The organism is Pantoea sp. ME81, from assembly GCF_903970985.1.
Classification (GTDB): Bacteria; Pseudomonadota; Gammaproteobacteria; order Enterobacterales; family Enterobacteriaceae; genus Pantoea; species Pantoea communis.
The window spans coordinates 1-1,646 of the sequence record NZ_CAJCKS010000340.1 but is presented as its reverse complement, the minus strand read 5'-3'; the positions used below and the strand labels follow the sequence as shown (position 1 = coordinate 1,646).

The 1,646-nt window shown below is 55.2% G+C and carries 1 protein-coding gene and 2 pseudogenes; 2 read left to right on the top strand and 1 reads right to left on the bottom strand.

The window, feature by feature from the left end; all coding sequences use genetic code 11:
- The coding region (locus tag H7A81_RS27165) for an amino acid ABC transporter ATP-binding protein (protein WP_182059324.1) at window positions 1-642 on the top strand (642 nt) is incomplete at its 5' end.
- A gap of 11 nt (window positions 643-653) precedes the next feature.
- Window positions 654-1,457: pseudogene (locus tag H7A81_RS27160) on the top strand (alanine racemase); the annotation flags it as partial.
- A gap of 72 nt (window positions 1,458-1,529) precedes the next feature.
- On the opposite strand, the pseudogene H7A81_RS28050 reads toward H7A81_RS27160, so the two are convergent.
- A pseudogene (locus tag H7A81_RS28050) lies at window positions 1,530-1,598 on the bottom strand (hypothetical protein); the annotation flags it as partial.
- Between the last annotated feature and the right edge of the window lie 48 nt (window positions 1,599-1,646).

The following is a 1,646-nucleotide window of genomic DNA, read 5'->3' as shown; positions in this document are numbered from 1 at the left end:
GTGCTGGTGTTGATTGGTGCGTCCGGTTCAGGAAAAAGTACGGTGCTGCGCATCATGAGCGGCTTAGAAACCGCTGATGGCGGTGAAATATGGGTCAACAAAGTGCCATTGCACGACCGCAAGCGCAGCAGCGAAATTTGCGGCCATGTCGGCATGGTGTTCCAGCAGTTCAACCTGTTCCCGCACAAAACCGCGCTGGGTAACGTCACCCTGGCGCTGATTAAAGCGCAAAAACTGTCGGAAGCGGAAGCCAACAAACGCGGTATGGCAGCGCTGACTCGCGTTGGGCTGGCGGAACGCGCGCATCACTATCCGGCACAGCTTTCCGGTGGTCAGCAGCAGCGCGTCGCCATTGCGCGCGCGCTGGCGGTGGAACCGAAGATCATGTTCTTTGATGAAGCCACCTCCGCACTTGACCCAGAGCTGGTTGGCGAGGTGATGGAAGTGATGCGCAGCCTGGCACGTGAAGGCATGACCATGGTGGTGGTGACGCACGAAATGGGTTTTGCCCGTAAAACGGCCGATCGCGTGGTGTTTATGGATCAGGGCGTTATCGCTGAGCAGGGTTCGCCGGAGCAAATCTTTGTTAATCCGCAGAACCCGCGCACTCAGCAATTCTTATCGCGTGTGCTTGAGCACTAACAGGAGCCACTATGTCGATTCGTTTTCCACTGCAGGCAGACGGTTTGCTGGATGCCCAACAACCTGCGCCACGGTTTAAATCGGTAGCGGGAGCTGGCGATCAACCGTTAACGCCGGGCAGTAACGTTTTTACCAGTGATGAAGTGTTCTCGCCGTTGATGGTGATGAAGCAATCAGCGCTGCAGAACAACCTCCACCAGCTTGCCACGTTTTGCCAGGAAAACGGCATCATGCTGGCAGCACACGGGAAAACCTCAATGTCGCCCGCGATCTTGCGCCGCGCCATTAGCGAAGGTGGCGCGTGGGGATTGGGTGCTGCCACGCCAGCACAGGTGCGCGCGCTGCGTCAGTTTGGCATTCGCAATGTGTTTCTCGCCAATGAGCTGGTCGATCCGGCGGGCATTCGCTGGATTGGTCAATGGCAGCAGCAGCATCCCGACCACGGTTTCCTCTGCTATGTGGATTCACTGCAGGGCGTAAAATTGCTGGAACAGCATCTCGGCGATACTCAGATTTCTGTGCTGCTGGAGATGTCGGTGAGTGGCGGTCGCACCGGCTGCCGTTCCCAACAGGAAGCAATCAAGATTGCCGAAGCGATTAAAGACAGCCCTTCACTGCAGCTGGTGGGCGTGGCCGGTTATGAAGGTGCGCTGGGGGCGGGTCGCGATGAAGCCGGTATTCAGCGCGTGAAAGCGTATTGTCAGATGATGATCAGCACCGCTGCACTGCTGGCAGATCATCAACTCTTCAGCAGCGATCACATCATCCTCAGCGCTGGCGGTGGCGCCTGGTTTGACGTGGTGACCGAATGCTTCCGGAAAAAGTCCTGGAGGGCCAACGAGTGGGGTCAGTTTTTTTTTTCTAAATACACCTCGTCCACGACATAACGTAACCCCTTCTTCATTCTGCACGTAATAAACCCCACTTACAGCTTTTATAATTTTTCCTTCTCGCATATAACTCTCCTTTTTTGTAATAGTTGATTCTGATTTTAAACATGAATG